The following is a 15,604-nucleotide window of genomic DNA, read 5'->3' as shown; positions in this document are numbered from 1 at the left end:
CGGCCAGGAGAGTGGAGAAGAACCGCATGACGAACCCCGCCGACAGCCTGGTCGACCTGCTCGACCTGGAGCGGATCGAGGTCAACATCTTCCGTGGCCGCAGCCCCGAGGAGTCCCTGCAACGGGTCTTCGGCGGGCAGGTCGCGGGGCAGGCGCTGGTCGCTGCCGGCCGCACGACGGACGGGGACCGCCCCGTCCATTCGCTGCACGCCTACTTCCTGCGGCCCGGGCGGCCAGGCGTGCCGATCGTGTACGACGTGGAGCGGGTCCGGGACGGCCGGTCCTTCACGACGCGCCGGGTCACGGCCGTGCAGCAGGGCCGCACGATCTTCAATCTGACGGCGTCCTTCCACCGTCCGGAGGAGGCCGGTTTCGAGCACCAGCTGCCGCCGGCCCGTGTCGTGCCCGATCCCGACGAGCTGCCGACGGTCGCCGACGAGGTGCGCGAGCACCTGGGCGGCCTGCCCGAGGCGCTGGAGCGGATGGCGCGACGTCAGCCCTTCGACATCCGCTACGTCGACCGGCTGCGCTGGACGCAGGAGGAGATCAAGGACGCGGACCCGCGCAGTGCGGTGTGGATGCGCGCGGTCGGCCCGCTGGGCGACGACCCGCTGGTGCACACCTGCGCGCTGACGTACGCGAGCGACATGACGCTCCTGGACGCGGTACGGATCCCCGTGGAGCCTCTGTGGGGGCCGCGTGGCTTCGACATGGCCTCGCTGGACCACGCCATGTGGTTCCACCGGCCGTTCCGGGCGGACGAGTGGTTCCTGTACGACCAGGAGTCACCGATCGCCACGGGTGGCCGTGGACTGGCCAGGGGCAGGATCTACGACCGCCAGGGGCAGTTGCTGGTCTCCGTGGTGCAGGAGGGACTGTTCCGCAGGCTCGACGGCGCGTAGCCCTCGGAGGTTGGTTCAGGTGCCCGGGATCGGGTCCTGTTCCACCTCGTGGCGGCGGGTGCGGATGTCCGGGCCCGGCGGATGCAGTTTGGCGTCGCAGGCGGGGCCGAGTCCGGCGCGGCGTGAGTCGGCGCCGGTGAGGGGCCGCCCGCACAGGGCGCAACGGACCGGCCGGCGGCTCGCCGGCGGCTCCGGCCGGGCCGGTGGTTCGGGAAAGTCGGGAAAGGGCTCGGGGGACTCCACAGGAGGATCTTCTCAAGCCGGTGCGCTGGGAGGCGAAGGCATGTGGGGTACGGCGGCGGGGAGCGTACTGAGGATGGGGCCCGCACCCCGGGACCCCGGGCCGGCGCCCGGGGCCGGAGCGCCCGCTCCGGTGCGCGATGTGGTGCGGCTCTCGGACGACGGGGGGAGCGACCGCGTGGTGGCGTACGTGGAACGTGAACTGCCGCCGGGCGGGATTTCCGCCTACCGGGCGACACGGGGTGACGGGACCCGCTCGTTCGCGCTGTGGGCGGACGAGCAGCGCGGGGAACGGCTGGCCACCCTGGTGACGGTGTCGGCCGGGAGCGGAGTCGCGCGCTACCAGGTGATCGGGGCGCACGGCGAGCTCATAGGCACGGTCGTCCGCGAGAAGGCGCTGCGCGGCAAGGGCCTGCGTACCCGCTGGACGGTGATGCCGGCGGGCGGTCCGGCGGCGGTGGGTTTCAAGGGCCGGATCTGCTGGTGGTACGTGTGGTGGCTGCTGTCCCCGCTGCAGCTGCTGGTCGTCGTGCTGAGTCTGCTGAGCGGTGACGGCGACGCGGCACGCGGCCCGCGTCGCATCGTGTGGCGCGCGGGCGGTCAGGCTCCGCTGGAGTTCAGGGCGAAGGACGACGCGGTGCTCGTGCACGCGCCGGACTACGACTGGCGGCTGGGGGCCGCGCTCGTGGCGGTGCTGGGCACGTTCGACAGCTGGCTGCTCGGCACGGAGTGGGACGACAGGAAGGACTGACGGCCGGCCCGGCGGGCGTCTTACGCCCCGGACCGCGCGCCGCTGTGGGAAGGTAACGGTCCATGACCGTCCGATCACTGTCATACCCCCATGGAAGCCGCTTTTCGTCACCCCCGGGCGCGCCGCCCACCCGGCCGGGCAGGGGCGCCGGATGGACATGATCCACGTCCGCGTCGTCAGCCCTGCGGACCTCACCGACCAGGTCGAGGGGATCCTGGCCGGCAGCCCCTATGTCCTGAACCTGATCGTGCAGCGGGGCGCGGCACGCAACCCCGACGGGGACGCCGTCGCCTGCGACGTGGTCGGCGGCGCCGCGAACGAGGTGCTGCGTGGTCTGCGGGGCCTCGGGGTCGACGCACGGGGAACGATGGTCGTCGAGCCGGTCGACATGGCCTTCACCGGGCAGGCCTCGGAGCGTGCGGTTCGCCGGCTCGGCGCACTGGCGAACGCCCCGGTCTGGGACCAGGTGGAGGCGCGCATCAGGTCCGAGGGCAGGTATGCGCCGAGCTTCTACCTCTACCTCGTCATCGCCGGTCTCATCGGGTCGGTCGGCATCGTGACCAACTCGCAGATCCTGATCGTCGGGGCGATGGTCGTCGGCCCCGAGTACGGTGCCATCGTCGCGGTGGCACTGGGTATCGACCGGGGTGAGCGGACCATGATCCGCAGGGGACTGACCGCACTGGGGGCGGGCCTCCTGCTGACGATCGTGGTCACCTTCCTCTTCAGCCTGGTCATCCGGGGGTTCGGTCTCGAGTCGACGGCCTTCCAGAAGGGGCTGCGGCCGGTGTCCGACCTGATCAACACCCCCAACTTCTTCTCCGTCGCGGTCGCCGCGCTGGCCGGTGTCGTGGGCATCGTGTCGCTCACCGAGGCCCGCACCAGCGCCCTGCTCGGGGTGTTCATCTCGGTCACCACCATCCCGGCGGCGGCCGCCATCAGCGTCTCCACGGCCTTCGCCAGCTGGTCCGAGGCGCGGGGTTCCCTCATCCAGCTGCTGGTCAACATCGCGGTGCTCATCGTCGTGGGAGCGGCGGCGCTGCGATGTCAGCGGGCGCTCTGGCGGAAGGTGGCCCTGCGCCGGTCGCGGCAGACCTGAGCTCCCGAACCCGCCGGCGACGGGCCGGACGGTGGCGGAGCCGTAATGATGGGAAGGCAGGCCCACATGCCGGCAGCCCCGGCAGTCAGGAGGGTCCACGATGGCCCAGGACGCCCCTTCCCCGCTCCGTGCCGTACCCGGTTCGACACCCGAGGAGCGGGCCGCGCTCGGCAGAGCGGCTCGCCGGCAGGCCCCCCGCTCCAGCCATTGCGTGTACGACCCACCGGGCGACCGGCCCGATCCGCTGGCGGTCCTGGAGGCGCAGTCGGCGGCCAGGGTCCCCGAGCTGGTGCCGATCCGCTACGGGCGGATGACGGAGTCACCGTTCCGGTTCTACCGGGGCGCCGCGGCGATCATGGCGTCCGATCTGGCCGGGACTCCGGCCAGCGGAATCCGTGCGCAGTTGTGCGGTGACGCCCACCTGCTGAACTTCAGGCTGCTCGCCTCCCCCGAGCGCCATCTGCTCTTCGACATCAACGACTTCGACGAGACGCTGCCCGGCCCCTGGGAGTGGGACGTGAAGCGGCTCGCAGCCAGTCTCGTCATCGCGGGGCGGGCGAACGGTTTCTCGGACAAGGAGCGGCGGGGCATCGTGCGTGACACGGTGCGTTCGTACCGGGAGTCGATGATCCGGTTCGCGGGCATGCGCAATCTCGATGTCTGGTACACGCGGACGGATGTGGACCAGCTGCGGGCCGTGGCCGAGGACAAGCTGGCCCCTCGCGGGCGCAGACAGCTGGCCAGGGCGACCGAGAAGGCCCGCGCCCGGGACAGTCTGCAGGCCTTCGGGAAACTCACCGAGGTCACCGACGGGCGTATCCGGATCGCCGCCGACCCGCCCTTGCTCGTCCCGCTGCGGGATCTGCTGCCCGCCCCGGAACGCGGCCTGATGGAGGCGCAGCTGGGGAAGCTGCTCCGGAGCTACGGCCGCACCCTCCCCTCGGACCGCCGTTCCCTGCTCGCCGACTTCCGGCCCGTCGACATGGCCCGGAAGGTCGTCGGCGTCGGGAGCGTCGGGACCCGCTGCTGGATCATCCTGCTGCTGGGCAGGGACGGCGGGGATCCGCTGTTCCTCCAGGCCAAGGAGGCCGACACCTCGGTGCTCGCCCCGCACGTGGGAGCGAGCGCGTACCGGAACCAGGGCGAGCGGGTGGTGGCCGGCCAGCGCCTGATGCAGGCGGCGGGTGACATCTTCCTCGGCTGGCAGCGGGTGGACGGGATCGACGGGCGGCGCCGGGACTTCTACGTACGGCAGCTGCGCGACTGGAAGGGCATCGCCGAGCCGGAGCAGATGCTGCCGCGCGGCATGGGCACCTTCGGCGAGATGTGCGGGGCGACCCTGGCCCGCTCCCACGCGCGGTCCGGGGACCGGATCGCGATCGCCGCGTACCTGGGGAACGGCGACGTGTTCGACCGGGCGCTGGCCGCCTTCGCCGAGCTGTACGCCGACCAGAACGAGCGGGACCACCGGGCGTTGACGGACGCGGTGGCGGCCGGCCGCCTTCCTGCGGCCGAGGCGGGCGCGAGGTGACGGAGACCGAAACGTCAGAGCTCCACAGCGGGTACATGGCGGACATACCGCCACATCGTGGTATCACCGTGTGGATCCCGGCGGGACAGCGTGTTCCGGCCGGGACCCGACGCTGAGGAGACCATGACGATGTCGGCCGAACCCGGCGCAGCACCCGGGCCCGAACACCCGGATCCACTCGCCGTGGTCCGCACCAGGGGATACGCCGTCCTGCTGATCATGGTGGCGGCCCTCGGGGTCCCCATCTCGGCGCTCGCGTTCGGCTTCCTGGCCCTCGTGCACGAACTCCAGACGCTGACCTACGAGGACCTGCCCCGGGGGCTCGGGTTCGGGACGACCCCTTCGTGGTGGCCGGTCCCGTTGCTCGCCCTGGCCGGTCTGCTGACCGCACTGACCATCCGCCACCTCCCGGGCACGGGCGGGCACAACCCGGCGGAGGGCATGGCGCACGGGGGGCCGCCGGCGGCGGCGGAGCTGCCCGGTATCGCGCTCGCCGCGCTGGCCTCGCTCGGGCTCGGAGCCGTGCTCGGGCCGGAGGCGCCGCTCATCGCGCTGGGCGGCGGACTGGCCCTCCTGGCGGTGCGCCTGGTCAAGCCCGGCATCGCGCCGAGCGCGGGCGCGATGGTCGCGGCGGCCGGGAGCTTCGCAGCCGTCAGCACCCTGCTGGGATCGCCCCTCCTCGGCGCGTTCCTGCTGATGGAGACGTCCGGCCTGGCCGGGATGACGCTCGGACTGGTGCTCGTCCCGGGCCTGCTCGCCTCCGGCATCGGCTCGCTCATCTTCATCGGCCTGGGTTCGTGGACGGGGCTGGGAACGTACTCCCTGACCCTGCCGGGCGTTCCGCACGCGGACGACCCCACCGTGGGCGCGTTCGGCTGGGCGATCGTCCTGGGAGCCGCGGCGGCCTTCACCGGCACGGGGATCAAGCGGCTCTCCCTGTCGCTCCAGAAACACACCGGACGGCGGACGGTGTCGTCCGCCGTCGTGATGGGTCTGGTCGTCGGCGTGCTGGCCCTCCTGTACGCGGAGAGCACGGGTCACGACGCGTCCCAGGTGCTCTACTCGGGCCAGGACGCCCTCGGCCCGCTGCTCGCCACGGACGCGGGACTCTCGGTCGCCACGCTCGTGATCCTCGTCGTGTGCAAGGGACTCGCGTACTGCGCGTCGCTGAGCAGCTTCAGAGGCGGGCCCATCTTTCCTTCCATGTTCATCGGAGCGGCGGGCGGGCTGGCCCTGTCCCATCTGCCCGGACTGGACACCACGTCGGGTTTCGCGATGGGCGTCGGGGCCATGTGCGTGGCGATGCTGAAGCTTCCGATGACCTCGGTGCTGCTCGCCACCCTGCTGCTGGGTTCCGAAGGGATCACCGTTATGCCGCTCGTCATCGTGGCAGTGGTGGTCTCCTACGTCCTGACGCTCAGGCTCGATCCCGGTGCGGCCCCACGCACAGCGCCCAGATGACGAAGACGTTGATGGCGATGAGCACCAGCGACCAGAACGGATAGTAGGGGAGCCAGAGGAAGTTGGCGATCACCAGGAGGCCTGCGAGCAGGACACCGACGGCGCGGGCCCAGAGAGCGCCGCTGAAGAGTGCACAGCCGGCGAGGACGACCACGATCCCCAGGATGAGGTGCACCCAGCCCCAGCCGGTCAGGCTGAACTGGAAGACGTAGTTGTCCGTCGCGACGAACACGTCGTCCTTGGCGATGGCCGCGATGCCCTCGAAGATGGCCATCGCCCCGCCGAAGATCATCATCACCGCCGCGAAGACGGTCCAGCCCGACTGAGCCCCACTTCTGCCCGTCGCGCCCTTTCCCTCTCGGGTCCCGCTCACACTTCCAGCCATGTCGGCCTCCTCGAATTCCAGCCGATCGGCGGCTCGGGCGAGCCGCTATGCGGCTTATATACTATTTATCAGCCTGACACGGCATCATCTGATCGGCACACCGGACGACCCTCGACCCCCTTCTCTGCATTGAGATAGAATCCCGCATATGAGAGACGTGGAGACACCGGACTCCGTGGACGCCAGGCTGGCGGCCCGGCTGGGGCTGCTCCGCACCGAGCACGGCTGGTCGCTCGACGAGCTGTCGCGTCGCGCCGGCGTCAGCCGCTCGACGCTGTCCCGGCTGGAGCGCGGCGAGCTGAGCCCCACCACCACCGTGCTGAGTCAGCTCTGCACGGTGTACGGGCGGACGATGTCGCGCCTGCTCATGGAGGTGGAGGCGGAGCCGCCGCATCTGGTTCCCGCCGCGCGGCAGCCCGTGTGGCGTGACGCGCGCTCCGGATTCGTCCGCCGCTCCGTCTCACCCCCGCACCCCGGACTGCGTGCGGAGATCATCGAGGGCACACTCGACGCGGGCACCGACATCGCGTACGAGAACGCGCCCGTACCCGGTGTCGAGCAGCACATCTGGGTACTCGAAGGCACGGTCGAGATCACCGTCGACGGCAGGGTGCACACCGTGCACCAGGGCGACTGCCTGCGCTTCAGGCTGCGCGGCCCGTCCCATTTCCACTGCCCGGGCCCTCACCCGGTCCGCTACGCACTGATGATCGTCCTGCCGTGAATGTGAAAGGACCCCGCTCCATGACCGAGATCGTCCCCGTGTCCGGCCCCGAACTGGTCACCTACGCCGATGAACTCGCAGCCCTGCTGATCGAGGCCGTGGAAGGCGGGGCGTCCGTGGGGTTCCTCGCGCCGCTGGACCGGGCTGACGCGGCCGCGTGGTGGCGGGAGCGGGCCGCCGCGGTCGACGCCGGGAGCCAGCAGGTCTGGATCGCCCGCGACGGCGAGCGGCTGGAGGGCACGGTCGGCCTGGTCAAGGCACCCCTGCCCAACGCAGGCCACCGCGCGGAGGTGGCCAAGCTGATCGTCAGGCCCTCCGCCCGCGGCCGGGGGGTCGGCCGCGCACTGCTCACGGCCGTCGAGGAGTGGGCCGCCGGGGTAGGGCTGACGCTGCTGGTCCTGGACACGGAGACGGACAGCCTCGCCGAGCGGCTGTACGCCGCGGCGGGCTGGACGGCCTGCGGCTCCATCCCCCGGTACGCGGCGGACCCCTCCGGCGCACTCAGGGGAACGACCCTCTTCTACAAGGAGCTCGCCCGCCCCGCTGCGGGCGAGGCGGGCGCGTCACAATGACTGTGACGCCCTACGACCGAGGAGATCACGCATGACGCTGCACGACATCCCGCTCCACACCCTCGCCGGCGAGCCGACGACGCTGGGGGCCTACGAGGGCTCGGCCGTCCTCCTGGTCAACGTCGCCTCCAAGTGCGGGCTCACGCCCCAGTACGCCGGCCTGGAGCGGCTGCAGAAGGAGTACGGGGACCGCGGGTTCACCGTGCTCGGCGTGCCCTGCAACCAGTTCGCGGGCCAGGAGCCGGGCAGCGCCGAGGAGATCCAGACGTTCTGCTCGACGACGTACGGCGTCAGCTTCCCCCTGCTGGAGAAGATCGACGTGAACGGCGAGGACCGCCACCCGCTCTACGCCGAGCTGACGAAGGTCAGCGACTCCGAGGGCGCGGCAGGTGACGTCCAGTGGAACTTCGAGAAGTTCCTTATCTCCCCGGCCGGCGAGCCGGTCGCCCGGATCCGCCCCCGGACCGAGCCGGAGGACCCGGAGGTCGTGGCGGCCATCGAGGCGCAGCTTCCGCGGTAGCCGGAAGCGGTACGAGGGCACGCGGGGCCGGACCGCCACACGGTCCGGCCCCGCCTCACCGCCGGCCCTTGATCCGGGGAGCCCCGAGGGCCCGGCACGCGCCCCGGACGAGCGGCCTCAGCGGATCGGCATGCCCGACAAGGTGCGGGCGATCACCAGGCGCTGGATCTCGCTCGTGCCCTCGAAGATGGTGTAGATCGCGGCGTCCCGGTGCATGCGCTCGACCGGGTACTCGCGCGTGAAGCCGTTGCCGCCGAGGATCTGGACGGCCTGGGCGGTGACCGACTTCGCCGTCTCGCTGGCGAAGAGCTTGGACATCGAGCCCTCCGCCGCGGTGAAGGGCTTACCGGCGCTCGCCATCCAGGAGGCGCGCCAGACCAGGAGCCGCGCGGCATCGATCTGCGTGCGCATGTCCGCCAGCTGGAAGGCGACGCCCTGGTTGTCGATGATGGGGCGGCCGAACTGACTGCGGGTCTTCGCGTAGTCCAGGGCGACCTCGTACGCCGCGCGCGCGGTGCCGACCGCCATGGCGCCGACGGCGGGGCGGGACGCCTCGAAGGTGGCCATCGCCGCGTTCTTGACGCGCTCGCCGCCGGACCTGGCGCGCTCGCGGGCCCGGGCAAGGCGCTCGTCGAGCTTCTCCTTGCCGCCGAGCAGGCAGTGACCGGGAATCCGGACGTCCTCCAGGACGACCTCGGCCGTGTGCGAGGCACGGATGCCGTGCTTCTTGAACTTCTGCCCCTGGGAGAGGCCGGGCGTGGCGGGCGGGACGATGAAGGAGGCGTGCCCCTTCGAGCCCAGCTCCGGGTCGACCACGGCGACGACGACGTGGACGTTGGCGATGCCGCCGTTGGTCGCCCAGGTCTTGGTGCCGTTGAGCACCCACTCATCCTTGGCCTCGTCGTACACGGCGCGCGTACGCATCGAGGCGACGTCCGAGCCGGCGTCCGGTTCGGAGGAGCAGAAGGCGGCGACCTTCACGTCGGACGCGTCGCCGTACATCTGCGGAATCCAGGTGCCGATCTGCTCCTCGGTACCGTTGGCCAGCACACCGACCGCCGCGAGCCCCGTACCGACGATCGACAGGGCGATGCCCGCGTCACCCCAGAAGAGCTCCTCCATCGCCATGGGGATCCCCAGACCCGTAGGGTCGAAGAACTGCTGGGCATAGAAGTCGAGGGAGTAGATGCCTACCTTGGCCGCCTCCTGGATGACGGGCCAGGGCGTTTCCTCACGCTCGTCCCACTCCGAAGCGGCCGGCCGGATCACCTCGGCGGCGAATCCGTGCAGCCAGTCACGGACCTGCTTCTGGTCGTCGTTGAGCTCGAGCGTGAACTCGGCCATGTTCCCTCCATGCACTTCAGGAAAACCCGTTACTAGCGGTAACAACAGTCTGTTACCAGCAAGTAGCCTGTGTCAACCGGTCAGCTGGGGATCCGCGCGTGGCGGAGCAGGGTGTTACGTTGCCCGGGCGTGACGAGATCGCAGGACAGCTGGGTGGGGCGGGAGAGAAGACGATGGAGACCGCACGAGGGGCCGAACGGCAGCGGACGGCGGCCGAGAGACGCCGTCGGGAGCTGCTGGAAGCCGCGGACCGAGTGGTGCTCAGGGACGGCCCCAAGGCCTCGATGAACGCGATCGCCGCGGAGGCCGGGATCACCAAGCCCATCCTCTACCGGCACTTCGGCGACAAGGGCGGCCTCTACCGCGCGCTCGCCAAGCGCCACACCGATGCGCTGCTCAGCGCCCTGCGGGCCGCGCTCGACGCGCCCTCCGAGCGGCGCGCACGGGTCGAGTCGACGCTCGACACGTACCTCGCCGCGATCGAGGCACGTCCGCAGGTCTACCGCTTCCTGATGCACCCCTCGGACGACGCGGCCCCCTCACCCGAGCAGGGCTTCGACGTCGGCCGCCACTCGGCCCCACTGCTGCGCCGGCTGGGCGAGGAGCTCGGCAAGGTGATCGTGGAGCGGGTGGACCTCGGCCCGGACGGCGAGCAGATGGCACGCATCTGGGGCCACGGCATCGTCGGCATGATGCACGCCGCAGGGGACTGGTGGCTCGGTGACCGGCCGTGTTCGCGCGAGACGCTCGTACGCAGTCTCGCCGACCTCCTGTGGGGCAGGCTCGCCGAGGCGGGCGACCTGCCGGGCGGCCCGGGGTTCTGAGCGCCCGCCGGGCCGCGATCGCCGCCGCGCACGCCCGGCCCGGGGCCGCGCGTTCCCAGGCCCCTCGGCCGGGCTCAGGCGGTGACCGTGCGTCCCCAGGGGGCCCGCCGGGCGGCACGGAGCGCCCTGGCACGCCGCAGGCCCGTCAGGCGGTCCGTGTAGATCCGGCCTTCGAGGTGGTCGCACTCGTGCTGCAGGCAGCGGGCGAACCAGCCGGTGCCCGTGATCCGCACCGGCTCCCCGGTGACGGACCGGCCCTCGACGACCGCGTGGTCGAAGCGCGGGGTGCCTGCTTCCAGGCCCGGAAGTGAAAGGCAGCCCTCCGGTCCGCGTACGGTGATCCCGTCGGCCTCGACGAGGACGGGGTTGACGATGTGGCCCACGTGCCGGACCTCGTCGTCGTCCGGACAGTCGTACACGAAGACCTTGAGCGGTACGCCGATCTGGTTCGCGGCGAGTCCCACGCCGTTCGCGGCGTACATCGTGGCGAACATGTCCTCGACCAGGCGGGCGAGGGAAGGTCCGAAGTCGGTGACGTCGTCACAGGGAGCGTGCAGCACCGGGTCACCGAACAGGCTCATGGCACGGACGCGTCCGGAACTGCCGGGGATCGGGCGGTTTCGCATGGGGAGAAGCGTACGTTCCACGTGACCTCCACCTTCCCCGTGGTGCCGAGGTGCGGTCGCCGCGCCGGACATCGATAGGCTGGGCGCGGACTTACGCAAGGAGGATCTAGGACGATGGCAGGCAACACGGAGCCGTTGTCGCCGCGGGCCAAGCTCGCCGTGACGGCGGGCAAGGCCGCGGCGGCGGTGTCGCGCGCTGCGGGGCGCGGCAGCGGATCGGTGATCGGCGGCCGGGTGGCGCTCAAGCTCGACCCCGACCTGCTCGGGCGGCTGGCGCAGCACCTGGACGTGATCCTCGTGTCCGCGACGAACGGCAAGACGACCACCACCCGGCTGATCGCCGAGGCACTGCGGGCCGCCGGGCCCGTGGTGTCCAACGCGCTCGGGGCCAACATGCCCGCGGGGATCACCTCCGCGCTGGCGGGCGGCTCGGACGCGCGGTACGGCGTGATCGAGGTGGACGAGAAGTACCTCGCCGGTGTGGCACGCGACACGACCCCCAAGGTGATCGCGCTGCTCAACCTCTCCCGCGACCAGCTGGACCGCGCGGCGGAGACCCGGATGCTGGCGGAGAAGTGGCGTGAGGGGCTGTCCGGCTCCAAGGCCGTGATCGTGGCCAACGCCGACGACCCGCTGATCGTCTGGGCGGCTTCCTCCTCCCCCAACGTGGTGTGGGTCGCCGCCGGACAGGCGTGGAAGGACGACGCCTGGTCCTGCCCGTCCTGCGGCGGTGTGATGCAGCGGCCGGGCGACGACTGGTTCTGCGGCGAGTGCGGCTTCCGCCGCCCCGCGCCGAGCTGGGCGCTGAACGGCGACTACGTCCTGGACCCGCACGGTTCGGCGTGGCCGATCCACCTCCAGCTGCCGGGCCGTGCCAACAAGGCCAACGCCACCAGCTCGGCCGCCGTGGCCGCCGTCTTCGGTGTGCCGCCGCAGGTCGCGCTGGAGCGCATGTACCAGGTGCAGGCGGTGGCCGGCCGCTACGACGTCGTCTCCTTCCTCGGCCGCGAGCTGCGGCTCCTGCTGGCGAAGAACCCGGCGGGCTGGCTCGAGACGTTCTCCCTGATCGATCCGCCGCCGACGCCCGTGATCCTCTCGGTGAACGCACGCGGCGCCGACGGCACGGACACCTCCTGGCTGTGGGACGTCGACTACACGCAGCTCTACGGGCACCCGATCTTCGTGCTCGGCGACCGCAAGCTGGACCTCGCGGTCCGGCTCGAGGTGGCCGGACTGGACTTCCGTGTCTGCGAGAACCTCGACGAGGCGGTCCAGATGGCTCCGCCCGGCCGTATCGAGGTCATCGCCAACTACACCGCCTTCCAGGATCTGCGCCGTCGTGTCGGCAACTGACCCCCGCGCGGGCAACCCCCGGAGAGGACGAAGCATGAGCAACAACAGCCTGCGGCTGGTGTGGGTCTATCCCGACCTCCTCAGCACCTACGGCGACCAGGGCAACGCCCTGGTGGTGGAGCGCCGGGCACGCCAGCGCGGCCTGGACGTGTCGCGTGTCGACGTGCGCAGCGACCAGCCCATCCCGACGTCGGGCGACATCTATCTGATCGGCGGCGGGGAGGACCGGCCCCAGCGGCTCGCAGCGGAGCGGCTGCGCCGGGACGGCGGACTGAGCAGGGCCGCGTCGAACGGCGCGATCATCTTCTCGGTCTGCGCCGGCTACCAGATCCTCGGCCACGAGTTCATCAACGACCTCGGGGAGCGGGAGCCCGGTCTCGGGCTGCTGGACGTCGTCTCCACCCGGGGCGAGGGCGACCGGTGCGTCGGTGACGTGCTCGGCGACATCGACCCGAACCTGGGGCTGCCGCCGCTGACCGGCTTCGAGAACCACCAGGGCGTCACCCACCTCGGCCCGACGGCCCGCCCGTTCGCGCGGGTCCGGCTCGGCCGGGGCAACGGCACGGGTGACGGCACGGAGGGCGCGTACAACGACACCGTCTTCGGTACGTACATGCACGGGCCCGTGCTCGCGCGGAACCCGCTCATCGCGGACCACCTGCTCAAGCTGGCCCTGGACGTGAACGCGCTGCCGCCGAGCGACGACCGGTGGTACGAGGCGCTGCGCGCCGAACGGATCGCCGCGGCGACCCAGCCCGCCTGACGTATTTCCTGCGGACCGGCCCGTCCCACGGGCCGGTCCGCAGGTGTGAGCGGCCGGTGTACGTCCGGTGGACGTCCAGCAGTCGGACAGTGGGTTCGGTCCCGTCACCCCGCGCCGGTAGGGTGGCGGGGATCCAACCGGACGACGTGGTCCGGCGTCGGCCCACGTTGCAAAGGTTTCCCGGGCAATGCGAATTGGTGTGCTCACCTCCGGCGGCGACTGCCCCGGCCTCAACGCCGTCATCCGTTCCGTCGTGCACCGTGCGGTGGTCGACCACGGCGACGAGGTCATCGGCTTCCACGACGGCTGGAGGGGCCTCCTCGAGTGCGACTACCGCAAGCTCGACCTCGACGCGGTCGGCGGCATCCTCGCTCGTGGCGGCACCATTCTCGGCTCCTCCCGCGTCCAGCCCGCGCATCTGCGTGACGGCGTCGAGCGGGCCAGGGGCCATGTCGCCGACCTCGGCCTGGACGCGATCATCCCGATCGGCGGCGAAGGCACGCTGAAGGCCGCCAACCTGCTCTCCGAGGCCGGCCTGCCCATCGTCGGGGTGCCCAAGACCATCGACAACGACATCGCCTCCACGGACGTGACGTTCGGCTTCGACACCGCTGTCGGAGTCGCGACCGAGGCGCTCGACCGGCTGAAGACCACGGCCGAGTCGCACCAGCGGGTGCTGATCGTCGAGGTCATGGGCCGTCACACCGGGTGGATCGCGCTTCACTCCGGCATGGCGGCCGGCGCGCACGCCATCGTCGTACCGGAGCGTCCCTTCGACATCGACGAGCTGACCGAAGTGGTCGGCCGGCGCTTCTCCGACGGCAAGAAGTTCGCGATCGTCGTCGTGGCCGAGGGCGCGAAGCCGCGGGAGGGCTCCATGGAGTTCAACCAGGGCAAGAAGGACATCTACGGCCACGAGCGCTTCGCGGGGGTGGCGACGCAGCTCTCCGGTGAGCTGGAGCAGCGCCTGGGCAAGGAGGCCCGCCCGGTGATCCTCGGCCATGTGCAGCGCGGCGGCACCCCGACCGCGTACGACCGCGTCCTCGCCACCCGCTTCGGCTGGCACGCCGTCGAGGCGGCGCACCGCGGTGAGTTCGGCATGATGACGGCACTGCGCGGTACGGACATCACGATGGTGCCGCTGGCGGCGGCGGTGGAGACCCTGAAGACGGTGCCCGCCGAGCGCTACGCCGAGGCGCAGGTCGTCCTCTGACCCGCCACACCTTCCGCTGAACCGCCCCCGGCCGCACTCGCGGCCGGGGGCGGTTCTACTCTGGTCCGGACAACCGGCACGAATCGGGGACGTCCCCGGCGGGAGTGAACAGATGGATCACAGCGGGCACGGCATGAACATGGATCTGCCGCCGTTCACGCTGGGACGCGGACTCGAATTCTCCGCGGACCCGTTCTTCCTGGTCGGCTGCGTCGCCGCCCTCGTCCTGTACGGCTACGCGGTCGCCCGACTGCGCGGCCGGGGCGACAGCTGGCCGGTCAACCGGATCGTCTTCTTCGTCCTGGGCGTGCTGACCATCGCCCTGGTGATGTGCACCGGTCTCAACGACTACGGCATGGTCATGTTCAGCGTGCACATGGTGCAGCACATGGTGATCAGCATGGTCTCTCCGATCCTGCTGCTGCTGGGTGCCCCCGTCACGCTCGCTCTGCGAGCGCTGCCGGTGGCGGGCCGGGACCGTACGGGCCCGCGCGAGCTGCTGCTCCAGCTGCTCCACAGCCGCTACCTGCGGATCATCACGCACCCGGCGTTCACGATCCCGCTGTTCATCGCGAGCCTCTACGCGCTCTACTTCACCCCGCTGTTCGACTTCCTGATGGGCTCGAAGCCCGGCCACATCGCGATGATGGTGCACTTCCTGGCGGTCGGTCTGGTGTTCTTCTGGCCGATCATGGGCGTCGACCCCGGCCCTCACCGGCCCGGCTACGTGATGCGGATGCTGGAGCTCTTCGCGGGAATGCCGTTCCACGCCTTCTTCGGGATCGCGCTGATGATGGCGAGCCAGCCGATGGTGAAGGCGTACGAGAACCCCCCGGCCTCCCTGGGTGTCGACGCGCTGAGCGACCAGTCCGTGGCGGGAGGCATCGCCTGGGCGTTCAGCGAGATCCCGTCCGTGCTGGTGCTGATCGCTCTCGTCTTCCAGTGGTACCGCTCCGACCAGCGGTCCGCGAAGCGCTCCGACCGCGCGGCGGACCGCGACGGCGACCAGGAGCTGAAGGCGTACAACGCCTACCTCGCCTCATTGCAGACACGCGGGCAGTAGCGGTGGGCGCGCCTCAGGGGTGACCATGGCTCCAACGGCCGTGCGGCCGGGTGAGGAGCGTGTGCTCATGCCTGGATCCACGAAGACCATGGGGGTGCTCACCGTCGGCACCCTGGTCGCGGTGACGGCGTACACGGTGGCGCTGGGGAGCAACGGCTGGCTGTGGTTCGGCTGGGTGGTGCTGGGGTTGGCCACCCTGGGGATGGCCGCCACCCGCGACACCTGAGCCGACG

General features: G+C 71.1%; 18 protein-coding genes. 14 read left to right on the top strand and 4 right to left on the bottom strand.

What is annotated here, in order from left to right; all coding sequences use genetic code 11:
- Positions 1-26: 26 nt before the first annotated feature.
- Complete coding sequence (locus ACFYQ6_RS21315) at positions 27-902, top strand: acyl-CoA thioesterase II (protein WP_053931274.1); 876 nt, start codon at positions 27-29, stop codon at positions 900-902.
- A 15-nt stretch (positions 903-917) separates the two neighbouring features.
- Here ACFYQ6_RS21315 and ACFYQ6_RS21310 read toward each other — a convergent pair whose 3' ends face one another.
- Positions 918-1,145 (bottom strand): DUF6011 domain-containing protein, encoded by a 228-nt coding sequence (locus ACFYQ6_RS21310; protein WP_361580685.1) that lies wholly within the window; start codon positions 1,143-1,145, stop codon positions 918-920.
- A 73-nt stretch (positions 1,146-1,218) separates the two neighbouring features.
- On the opposite strand from ACFYQ6_RS21310, the gene ACFYQ6_RS21305 reads away from it, so the two are divergent.
- From ACFYQ6_RS21305 to ACFYQ6_RS21290, 4 genes are all read left to right on the top strand, one after another.
- On the top strand, positions 1,219-1,893 hold the full coding sequence (locus ACFYQ6_RS21305) for a hypothetical protein (RefSeq protein WP_361580688.1): 675 nt from the start codon (positions 1,219-1,221) through the stop codon (positions 1,891-1,893).
- 151 nt (positions 1,894-2,044) lie between these two features.
- Positions 2,045-2,992, top strand: a complete 948-nt coding sequence (locus ACFYQ6_RS21300) for a DUF389 domain-containing protein (protein WP_361580690.1) — start codon at positions 2,045-2,047, stop codon at positions 2,990-2,992.
- Between the two features lie 100 nt (positions 2,993-3,092).
- On the top strand, positions 3,093-4,523 hold the full coding sequence (locus tag ACFYQ6_RS21295; protein WP_388764291.1) for a DUF2252 domain-containing protein: 1,431 nt from the start codon (positions 3,093-3,095) through the stop codon (positions 4,521-4,523).
- Between the two features lie 129 nt (positions 4,524-4,652).
- Positions 4,653-5,984: a chloride channel protein gene (locus ACFYQ6_RS21290; protein WP_361580695.1), complete on the top strand. Its 1,332-nt coding sequence runs from the start codon at positions 4,653-4,655 to the stop codon at positions 5,982-5,984.
- Here ACFYQ6_RS21290 and ACFYQ6_RS21285 read toward each other — a convergent pair.
- Positions 5,941-6,369: a hypothetical protein gene (locus ACFYQ6_RS21285; protein ID WP_361580698.1), complete on the bottom strand. Its 429-nt coding sequence runs from the start codon at positions 6,367-6,369 to the stop codon at positions 5,941-5,943. The two genes, ACFYQ6_RS21290 and ACFYQ6_RS21285, sit on opposite strands and share 44 nt — an antisense overlap.
- A 148-nt stretch (positions 6,370-6,517) precedes the next feature.
- Between ACFYQ6_RS21285 and ACFYQ6_RS21280 the strand changes: the two genes are divergently transcribed.
- From ACFYQ6_RS21280 to ACFYQ6_RS21270, 3 genes are read left to right on the top strand one after another with little or no spacing between them, the layout of a single operon-like run.
- The gene (locus ACFYQ6_RS21280) at positions 6,518-7,093 is read left to right on the top strand and encodes an XRE family transcriptional regulator (protein ID WP_361580701.1); all 576 of its coding nucleotides are present in this window, start codon (positions 6,518-6,520) and stop codon (positions 7,091-7,093) included.
- Between the two features lie 20 nt (positions 7,094-7,113).
- Complete coding sequence (locus ACFYQ6_RS21275; RefSeq protein WP_388764288.1) at positions 7,114-7,665, top strand: GNAT family N-acetyltransferase; 552 nt, start codon at positions 7,114-7,116, stop codon at positions 7,663-7,665.
- A 31-nt stretch (positions 7,666-7,696) separates the two neighbouring features.
- Entirely contained in the window at positions 7,697-8,185 is a 489-nt protein-coding gene (locus tag ACFYQ6_RS21270) for a glutathione peroxidase (RefSeq protein ID WP_361580706.1), read from the top strand.
- A 117-nt stretch (positions 8,186-8,302) separates the two neighbouring features.
- Here ACFYQ6_RS21270 and ACFYQ6_RS21265 read toward each other — a convergent pair whose 3' ends face one another.
- Complete coding sequence (locus ACFYQ6_RS21265) at positions 8,303-9,529, bottom strand: acyl-CoA dehydrogenase family protein (RefSeq protein WP_361580708.1); 1,227 nt, start codon at positions 9,527-9,529, stop codon at positions 8,303-8,305.
- Positions 9,530-9,702: 173 nt separating this feature from the next.
- On the opposite strand from ACFYQ6_RS21265, the gene ACFYQ6_RS21260 reads away from it, so the two are divergent.
- Positions 9,703-10,353 carry a TetR family transcriptional regulator gene (locus ACFYQ6_RS21260; RefSeq protein WP_356743983.1) on the top strand — a complete coding sequence of 217 codons (651 nt, stop codon included), beginning with the start codon at positions 9,703-9,705 and terminating at the stop codon, positions 10,351-10,353.
- Positions 10,354-10,427: 74 nt separating this feature from the next.
- Here the strand turns inward: ACFYQ6_RS21260 and def are convergent, their stop codons facing one another.
- Positions 10,428-10,979 carry a peptide deformylase gene (gene def / locus ACFYQ6_RS21255; protein ID WP_388764285.1) on the bottom strand — a complete coding sequence of 184 codons (552 nt, stop codon included), beginning with the start codon at positions 10,977-10,979 and terminating at the stop codon, positions 10,428-10,430.
- A 114-nt stretch (positions 10,980-11,093) separates the two neighbouring features.
- Between def and ACFYQ6_RS21250 the strand changes: the two genes are divergently transcribed.
- The 5 genes from ACFYQ6_RS21250 (at position 11,094) to ACFYQ6_RS21230 (ending at position 15,597) form a co-directional block, all read left to right on the top strand.
- Complete coding sequence (locus ACFYQ6_RS21250; RefSeq protein ID WP_329035149.1) at positions 11,094-12,332, top strand: MurT ligase domain-containing protein; 1,239 nt, start codon at positions 11,094-11,096, stop codon at positions 12,330-12,332.
- A 34-nt stretch (positions 12,333-12,366) separates the two neighbouring features.
- Entirely contained in the window at positions 12,367-13,095 is a 729-nt protein-coding gene (locus ACFYQ6_RS21245; protein ID WP_361580715.1) for a glutamine amidotransferase, read from the top strand.
- A gap of 187 nt (positions 13,096-13,282) precedes the next feature.
- Complete coding sequence (locus ACFYQ6_RS21240; RefSeq protein ID WP_361580717.1) at positions 13,283-14,308, top strand: 6-phosphofructokinase; 1,026 nt, start codon at positions 13,283-13,285, stop codon at positions 14,306-14,308.
- A gap of 112 nt (positions 14,309-14,420) precedes the next feature.
- Complete coding sequence (locus ACFYQ6_RS21235) at positions 14,421-15,371, top strand: cytochrome c oxidase assembly protein (RefSeq protein ID WP_388764283.1); 951 nt, start codon at positions 14,421-14,423, stop codon at positions 15,369-15,371.
- A gap of 67 nt (positions 15,372-15,438) precedes the next feature.
- Entirely contained in the window at positions 15,439-15,597 is a 159-nt protein-coding gene (locus tag ACFYQ6_RS21230) for a hypothetical protein (RefSeq protein ID WP_327121010.1), read from the top strand.
- Positions 15,598-15,604 lie beyond the last annotated feature (7 nt).

The sequence above is a fragment of the Streptomyces sp. NPDC005494 genome, assembly GCF_042872025.1.
GTDB lineage: Bacteria > Actinomycetota > Actinomycetes > Streptomycetales > Streptomycetaceae > Streptomyces.
This window is presented reverse-complemented; position numbering and strand designations above follow the sequence as displayed.

Excerpts from the sequence above, each read along its gene's own strand:
- ACFYQ6_RS21315 (WP_053931274.1), top strand. The coding sequence starts at position 27 with ATGACGAACCCCGCCGACAGCCTGGTCGACCTGCTCGACCTGGAGCGG.
- ACFYQ6_RS21305 (WP_361580688.1), top strand. The coding sequence starts at position 1,219 with ATGGGGCCCGCACCCCGGGACCCCGGGCCGGCGCCCGGGGCCGGAGCG.
- ACFYQ6_RS21300 (WP_361580690.1), top strand. The coding sequence starts at position 2,045 with ATGGACATGATCCACGTCCGCGTCGTCAGCCCTGCGGACCTCACCGAC.
- ACFYQ6_RS21295 (WP_388764291.1), top strand. The coding sequence starts at position 3,093 with ATGGCCCAGGACGCCCCTTCCCCGCTCCGTGCCGTACCCGGTTCGACA.
- ACFYQ6_RS21290 (WP_361580695.1), top strand. The coding sequence starts at position 4,653 with ATGTCGGCCGAACCCGGCGCAGCACCCGGGCCCGAACACCCGGATCCA.
- ACFYQ6_RS21285 (WP_361580698.1), bottom strand. The coding sequence starts at position 6,369 with ATGGCTGGAAGTGTGAGCGGGACCCGAGAGGGAAAGGGCGCGACGGGC.
- ACFYQ6_RS21280 (WP_361580701.1), top strand. The coding sequence starts at position 6,518 with ATGAGAGACGTGGAGACACCGGACTCCGTGGACGCCAGGCTGGCGGCC.
- ACFYQ6_RS21275 (WP_388764288.1), top strand. The coding sequence starts at position 7,114 with ATGACCGAGATCGTCCCCGTGTCCGGCCCCGAACTGGTCACCTACGCC.
- ACFYQ6_RS21270 (WP_361580706.1), top strand. The coding sequence starts at position 7,697 with ATGACGCTGCACGACATCCCGCTCCACACCCTCGCCGGCGAGCCGACG.
- ACFYQ6_RS21265 (WP_361580708.1), bottom strand. The coding sequence starts at position 9,529 with ATGGCCGAGTTCACGCTCGAGCTCAACGACGACCAGAAGCAGGTCCGT.
- ACFYQ6_RS21260 (WP_356743983.1), top strand. The coding sequence starts at position 9,703 with ATGGAGACCGCACGAGGGGCCGAACGGCAGCGGACGGCGGCCGAGAGA.
- def (WP_388764285.1), bottom strand. The coding sequence starts at position 10,979 with ATGCGAAACCGCCCGATCCCCGGCAGTTCCGGACGCGTCCGTGCCATG.
- ACFYQ6_RS21250 (WP_329035149.1), top strand. The coding sequence starts at position 11,094 with ATGGCAGGCAACACGGAGCCGTTGTCGCCGCGGGCCAAGCTCGCCGTG.
- ACFYQ6_RS21245 (WP_361580715.1), top strand. The coding sequence starts at position 12,367 with ATGAGCAACAACAGCCTGCGGCTGGTGTGGGTCTATCCCGACCTCCTC.
- ACFYQ6_RS21240 (WP_361580717.1), top strand. The coding sequence starts at position 13,283 with ATGCGAATTGGTGTGCTCACCTCCGGCGGCGACTGCCCCGGCCTCAAC.
- ACFYQ6_RS21235 (WP_388764283.1), top strand. The coding sequence starts at position 14,421 with ATGGATCACAGCGGGCACGGCATGAACATGGATCTGCCGCCGTTCACG.
- ACFYQ6_RS21230 (WP_327121010.1), top strand. The coding sequence starts at position 15,439 with ATGCCTGGATCCACGAAGACCATGGGGGTGCTCACCGTCGGCACCCTG.